The organism is bacterium (genome assembly GCA_036524115.1).
Lineage (GTDB): Bacteria > JAUVQV01 > JAUVQV01 > JAUVQV01 > DATDCY01 > DATDCY01.
On the sequence record DATDCY010000251.1, the window covers coordinates 1 to 6,382 of the forward strand.

Below are 6,382 nucleotides of genomic sequence, written 5' to 3' on the forward strand. Positions count from 1 at the left end.
CGGCGGGCGCCGCGCAGCCGGCGAGCGCCGCCGCGGCCAGCAGGAGCAGGCGCCCGGCGGTACTCATGCGCCCGCGCCGGCGGCCTGCGACCGCAGGCCCGTCACTTCGAAGACCTCGATCGGCTCGCTCTTGCCCTTGACCGTGGCCGGGGGCAGCGCCGTGACGTCGACCGCCTCCCCCGCCGCCTCGCGCGTGCTGCGGCTGATGATGGTCTTGCCGCCCGCCGCCAGCGCGTTGAGGCGCGAGGCGACGTTGACGCAGTCGCCGATGACGCTGTACTGGCGCTTGACCTCCGAGCCGAGGTCGCCGGCGACGGCGACGCCCGAGTTGATGCCGATGCCGACCCGCGCCAGCAGGGGGTTGCGGGCCGCGTCCTGCGCGAGCAGCTCGCGCTGCATCTCCACCGCGGCCCGCAGCGCGCGCACGGCGTGGTCGGGGCGGGCGATGGGGGCGCCGAAGACGCCGAGCACGGCGTCCCCGATGAACTTGTCGACGTAGCCGCCCTGCTGGTGGATGTGCCGCGTGGCGATCTCGAAGTACTCGTTGATCGCCTCGACGACGCGCTCGGGCTTGGTGGCCTCGGCGAACGCGGTGAACCCGCGGATGTCGGTGAAGACGACGGTCACGTCCATCCGCCGGCCCCCGAGGAGGTTCCCGCCGGATTGCGCCATGACCATCTCGAGGATCTCGGGGCTGACGTAGCTGCCGAAGGACTTGGCCATCACCAGCTTCTTCCAGAGTTCGTGCGACATGTAGTTGAACGCCGACGCCAGGTCGCCGAACTCGTCGCCGCGCACCCGCTCGAGCCGGTACTGGAAGTTCCCCTTGCCGATCTCCTGGGTGGCCAGGACGAGCCGCGAGATCGGGCGCGAGAAGCCGACGCCGATGAGGATCGCGATCGAGATCCCGAGCAGCACGATCAGCAGCGAGAGCACGGCGATCGTGCGGATCTCGCGGCTGATCTGCCCGTCGATGTAGTCCAGCGAGATCCCCACGTTCGCCTCGCCGAGGGTCTTGTCCGCGTAGGCGATGCCCCGGGAGAGGTTCATCAGGTGCGCTTCGCCCGCATGGTAGGTCCGCGAGGTGATCCCCCCCTCGGCGCGGGAGGTCTCCGCCTTCAGCTGCGGGGCGGGGGCGCCGATGCGCGCCAGGTCGGTGTGGGCCTTGACCAGCCCGTCGCGGCCGACGATGCTCGCGTACGCCAGCCCCTCCACCGACGCCGAGTCCTTGATCAGGGCGTTGAGCCGGAGCGTGTCGTCCTCGAGCATCGGCACCGCCGCGTCGTTGGCGAAATAGTTGAGGCTGACCGTCCCCATCCGCATCGTCTGGGCGTAGAGCCGGTCGCGCTGGCGCGTGAGGATGACGAACGAGAGGGTGAGGATGGTCACCCAGATCATGAAGGTGATCGCGATCGAGAGCTTGACCCGGATCGGCACGCGCATGGCCATGAGCTTGCCGGCCAGCGAGCCCGAGCGCTGCTCGATCAGCGTGGCGAAGTCGTCGGAGAGGGTCGTCGCCGAGACGCGGTAGTGCTTGGCGATCGCCTGCAGGACGTCGTACTCCGAGGCGAAGCCCTTGTCGACCACGATCCGGCCAAGCCGCTCCCCCGTGGCGCGCTGCACCTCGAGGGCCGCCCGGAGCTGCTCCTCGGAGATGACGCGGTTGCGGACGAGCACCTTGCCGAGAGGTTCGTGCCGGCCCAGTCCGAGGCGATCGAGCAGTCCGCCGAGCATTCCCCCCCCCCGTTTGCGACCTGACCCTTATAACGAAATCGCGCAAGCGAAGCAACCGAGGCCCGGGGCGGGTCGGGGCGGCCGGCCCGGGGTTGCGCATTCTTGACTTCCGACCGATTTTCTGTAGAATTCCGCGAACTTCAATGGAAAGGACGACAGGGCTTCCCGGGGCGATGTCGGCCGGGGAGCGGACGACGTGGATCATAGCGATTTTGTAGTCTATTTGAACAAGCTCCCTCCCGAGGGGATCGAGCTCGAGTTCGAGGTCGACGACCCCGCCAAGGCCGGGATCGCCCTCGACGTCCCCCTGGCGGGGCCCATCCACGCCCGGTTCGACGTCCAGCGCCTGGGCGGTGAGATCGGCGTGGCCGGGTCCGTGCGCGCCGTGGTGCGGCTCGAGTGCTCGCGCTGCCTGACTCCCTTCGACTTCCCGGTCGACGCCGACGTCGAAGTCACGTTCGTCCCTCCCGGCGCCGTCGCCCCCGACGGGGAGCACCAGCACGAGCTGTCGGCCGACGAGCTCGAGGTCGAGCCCCTCGTCCAGGGCGGCGCCGACCTGCGCGGCGTCATCGCCGAGCAGATCCACCTGGCGCTGCCGCTCAAGCCCCTCTGCTCGGAGGACTGCCGGGGGGTCTGCCCGCGCTGCGGCAAGGATGTGGCCGGCGGCCCCTGCGGCTGCGCGCCGCCCCCGGGCGACCCGCGCTGGGAGGCGCTGAAGAAGCTCACGGTCCCGTAGGAGAAACGCCGGGCCGTGAGCGCCGCCCGCAGCAGGGCCGACGGCGCGCGGCCCCATCGCACCACGGAGGAGAGAGGTCGACCATGCCGAACCCCAAGAGAAGACACACCCGGACCCGCACCGCGACGCGCCGCGCGCACGACGCGCTGAAGCCCGCCGCCGCGAGCGCCTGCCCGCAGTGCCAGCAGCCGAAGCTGCCGCACCGGGTCTGCGCCAACTGCGGCTACTACCGCGGCGTCGAGGTCATCGCGCCACGCGAGGAGTAGCGGTCCGCCAGCTGCACGCCGCAGCCGGTTCAAGCGCGCCATGAGCATCGCCGTCGACGCGATGGGGGGCGACCGCGCCCCGTTCGTCGTGGTCCAGGGGGCCGTCGAGGCCGCCCGCGAGTACGGTACCCCGGTCATCCTCGTCGGGGACGCCGAGATCGTGCGCGCGGAGCTCGCCAAGTACGACACCGCCGGGTTGCCGATCACCGTCAAGCACGCCGGGCAGGTGGTCGGCATGGGCGAGTCGCCCTCCCAGGCGGTGCGCCGCAAGCGGGACTCCTCGATGTGGATCGGGGTGCAACTGGTCAAGAGCGGCGAGGCCGAGGCCTTCGTCTCGGCCGGCAACACGGGCGCCGCGATGGCGGCCTCGGTGCTGGCCTGGGGGACGCTCCCCGGCGTGGAGCGCCCGGCGATCGCCGTGCTCCTGCCGACGCTCCACGGGGTGATCACGCTGCTCGACGCCGGCGCGACCGTCGACTGCAAGCCCAAGCACCTGGCGCAGTTCGCGGTCATGGGCGAGGTCTACGCGCGCGAGATCCTCAGGCGCGCCAACCCCTCGGTCGGCCTGCTCTCGATCGGCGAGGAGGCCGGCAAGGGCAACGACGTGATCCGCGAGACCTTCGCCGCGCTCAAGCGCATGCCGATCAACTTCATCGGCAACGTCGACGGCAAGGAGGTCTACAAGGCGAAGGCCGACGTGGTCGTCTGCGACGGCTTCATCGGCAACGTCACGCTCAAGATCAGCGAGAGCCTCGCCGAGATGATCGGCGAGCTGCTGCGCCAGGAGCTGACGCGCACCTGGCGCTTCAAGCTCGGCGCGCTGCTGCTCAAGCCGGCGTTCGCCAACTTCCGCAAGTCGGTGGACTACAGCGAGTACGGCGGGGCGCCCCTGCTCGGCGTCAACGGCATCTGCATCATCGGCCACGGCAGCTCGACGGCCAAGGCCATCAAGAACGCGATCCGCGTCGCGCGCGAGTTTTCGGCGCAGCGCGTCAACGAGCGCATCGTGGCCGACCTCGCGGCGCGCACCGACGAGCGGGCGTTCGCGGAGCGCAAGATCCCCTTCTGGAGCCAGGTCAAGGAGAAGACCCGCGAGATCCTCGAGGACCGGGTGCGCCGGCGCCTGCAGGAGTCCGCGCCCGCGCCCGAGGAAGCCGCGGCGGACGCCGCCGCCGAGGCCGGCGCGGACGGCCCGGACCGCCCGGGGGAGGCGGCGTGAACCGCCTGCGCAGCCGCATCGTCGGCACGGGCTCGTACCTGCCCGAGAAGGTGCTCACCAACCGCGACCTCGAGCGGATCGTGGAGACGAGCGACGAGTGGATCGTCACGCGCACCGGCATCCGCGAGCGGCGCGTCGCCGCGCCGCACGAGGCGACCTCGGACCTGGCCTACCAGGCGGCGCTGCGGGCGCTCGAGGCCGCCGGCCTGCGCGCCCGCGACCTGGACCTGATCGTCGTCGCGACGCTCACGCCGGACGCGCCGCTGCCGGCCACCGCCGTCTACCTCCAGCACCGCCTCGGCGCCAAGAAGGCCGCGGCTTTCGACATCGCCGCCGCCTGCACCGGCTTCATCTACGGGCTGGCGGTCGTCGACGGGCTGGTGCGCACCGGCGTCGCGAAGAACTGCCTGCTCGTGGGCGCGGAGGTGCTCTCGCGCGTCATGAACTGGGAGGACCGCGGCACCTGCATCATCTTCGGCGACGGCGCCGGCGCCGCGGTGCTCGTGCCGTCGCACGGGCGCTCCGGCCTGCTCTCGACGCACCTCTACGCCGACGGCGGCCAGGCCGACCTGCTCTGCATCCCCGGGGGCGGCTCGCGCATCCCGGCCTCGCGCGAGGCGATCGAGCAGAAGCTGCACTGCGTGCACATGAAGGGGAACGAGACCTTCAAGCTCGCGGTCAAGGGGATGGCGCAGGCGGCCGAGGCGGCGCTGGAGGCCAACGGCGTGGGCGCGGCCGACATCGCGCTGCTCGTGCCGCACCAGGCGAACATCCGGATCATCGAGGCCACGGCGCAGCGGCTGCACCTGCCGCTGTCACGGGTCTTCGTGAACATCGACCGCTACGGCAACACCTCGGGGGCGACGATCCCGATCGCCCTCGACGAGGCGGTCCGTGAGGGGCGCGCGGCGGCGGGGGACCTGGTCCTGCTCGACGCCTTCGGCGCCGGTTTCACCTGGGGCTCGGCACTCATCCGCTGGTAGGGACCGCGGGCCGCCCCCGGCGGCCGGCAAGATAAAGGAGTCGGACGCGATGGACTACTTCCTGAACGAGCAGCAGCAGATGATCCGCGAGACCGCGCGGCAGATCGCGCGCGAGAAGATCGTGCCGGTGCGGGCGGAGCTCGACGAGAAGGAGGAGTTCCCCTGGGAGGTGATCAAGGCCTGCGCGGCCGCGGACCTCTTCGCGCTCTGGGTGCCCGAGGCCTACGGCGGGCTCGGCGGCGGCATCCTCGATCTCTGCGTCTGCGTCGAGGAGCTCTCGCGCGCCTGTGCCGGGGTCGCGGTCTCGTACGCGGCCTCCGCGCTCGGCACGATCCCGATCGTGCTCTTCGGCTCCGAGGAGCAGAAGGCGAAGTACCTGCCGGACGTCGCCGCCGGGCGCAAGCTCGGCGCGTTCGCGCTGACCGAGGCCGGGGCCGGCTCGGATGCGGCCGGCGTGCAGACCACGGCGCGGCTCGACGGCGATCATTACGTGCTCAACGGCACGAAGCAGTGGATCACCAACGGCGGGGACGCCGAGACCTACACCGTCATCGCGATCACCGACCGCAGCCGCGGCACGCGCGGCGCCAGCGCGTTCATCGTCGAGAAGGGCACGCCCGGCTTCAGCTTCGGCAAGAAGGAGGTCAAGATGGGCATCCGCTCCTCCTCGACGCGGGAGCTGGTGTTCACCGACTGCCGCGTGCCGAAGGCCAACCTGCTGGGCAAGGAGGGCATGGGCTTCATCGTGGCGATGAAGACCCTCGACAAGAGCCGCCCGGGCATCGGCGCGCAGGCCCTCGGCATCGCCCAGGGCGCCTTCGACGAGGCGGCCGCCTACGCCCGCCAGCGGGTGCAGTTCGGCCACCCGATCTCCTCGTTCCAGGCCGTGCAGCACATGCTCGCGAACATGGCGGTGAAGATCGAGGCCTCGCGCTCGCTCGTGTACTCGGTGGCGCGCTACATCGACTCCGGCGCCAAGGACTACTCCAAGGAGTCGGCGATGGCCAAGGTCTTCCCCTCGGACATGGCGATGGAGGTCACGACCGACGCGGTGCAGATCCTCGGCGGCTACGGCTACATGCGCGACTACCCCGTCGAGAAGATGATGCGGGACGCGAAGATCACGCAGATCTACGAGGGCACCAACCAGGTCATCCGCAACGTGATCGGCCTGGCGATCGTCAAGGACTTCGCCAAGCACGCGCAGGCCTAGGAGTCTCTCGGAAGCCCGCATGAAGATCGTCGTCTGCATCAAGCAGGTCCCGGACACGGTGCACGTCCGGATCAACGAGGCCACCGGCGCCATGGAGCGCGAGGGGGTGCCCGCGGTGGTCAACCCCTACGACCTCTACGCGCTCGAGGAGGCGCTGCGCCTGCGCGAGGCGCACGGCGGCTCGGTCGCGGCGCTGACCATGGGGCCGCCGCAGGCGGCGGCGGCGCTGCG

Annotated in this window: 7 protein-coding genes; 6 read left to right on the plus strand and 1 reads right to left on the minus strand. The window is 71.0% G+C overall.

Going from position 1 to position 6,382, the window contains the following annotated elements:
- Positions 1–63: 63 nt before the first annotated feature.
- The gene (locus tag VI078_12300) at positions 64–1,734 is read right to left on the minus strand and encodes an adenylate/guanylate cyclase domain-containing protein (protein HEY6000062.1); all 1,671 of its coding nucleotides are present in this window, start codon (positions 1,732–1,734) and stop codon (positions 64–66) included.
- 196 nt (positions 1,735–1,930) lie between these two features.
- Between VI078_12300 and VI078_12305 the strand changes: the two genes are divergently transcribed.
- From VI078_12305 to VI078_12330, 6 genes are all read left to right on the plus strand, one after another.
- Complete coding sequence (locus VI078_12305) at positions 1,931–2,470, plus strand: DUF177 domain-containing protein (GenBank protein ID HEY6000063.1); 540 nt, start codon at positions 1,931–1,933, stop codon at positions 2,468–2,470.
- A gap of 83 nt (positions 2,471–2,553) precedes the next feature.
- The gene (gene rpmF, locus VI078_12310; protein ID HEY6000064.1) at positions 2,554–2,736 is read left to right on the plus strand and encodes a 50S ribosomal protein L32; all 183 of its coding nucleotides are present in this window, start codon (positions 2,554–2,556) and stop codon (positions 2,734–2,736) included.
- Between the two features lie 40 nt (positions 2,737–2,776).
- Positions 2,777–3,955 (plus strand): phosphate acyltransferase PlsX, encoded by a 1,179-nt coding sequence (plsX, locus tag VI078_12315; GenBank protein HEY6000065.1) that lies wholly within the window; start codon positions 2,777–2,779, stop codon positions 3,953–3,955.
- Complete coding sequence (locus VI078_12320; protein ID HEY6000066.1) at positions 3,952–4,938, plus strand: beta-ketoacyl-ACP synthase III; 987 nt, start codon at positions 3,952–3,954, stop codon at positions 4,936–4,938. Before plsX ends, VI078_12320 begins: the two co-directional genes overlap by 4 nt.
- A gap of 49 nt (positions 4,939–4,987) precedes the next feature.
- Complete coding sequence (locus tag VI078_12325; protein HEY6000067.1) at positions 4,988–6,151, plus strand: acyl-CoA dehydrogenase family protein; 1,164 nt, start codon at positions 4,988–4,990, stop codon at positions 6,149–6,151.
- Positions 6,152–6,170: 19 nt separating this feature from the next.
- Positions 6,171–6,382, plus strand: a 212-nt coding sequence (locus tag VI078_12330; GenBank protein HEY6000068.1) for a nitrogen fixation protein FixA, incomplete at its 3' end; no start/stop codon positions are given.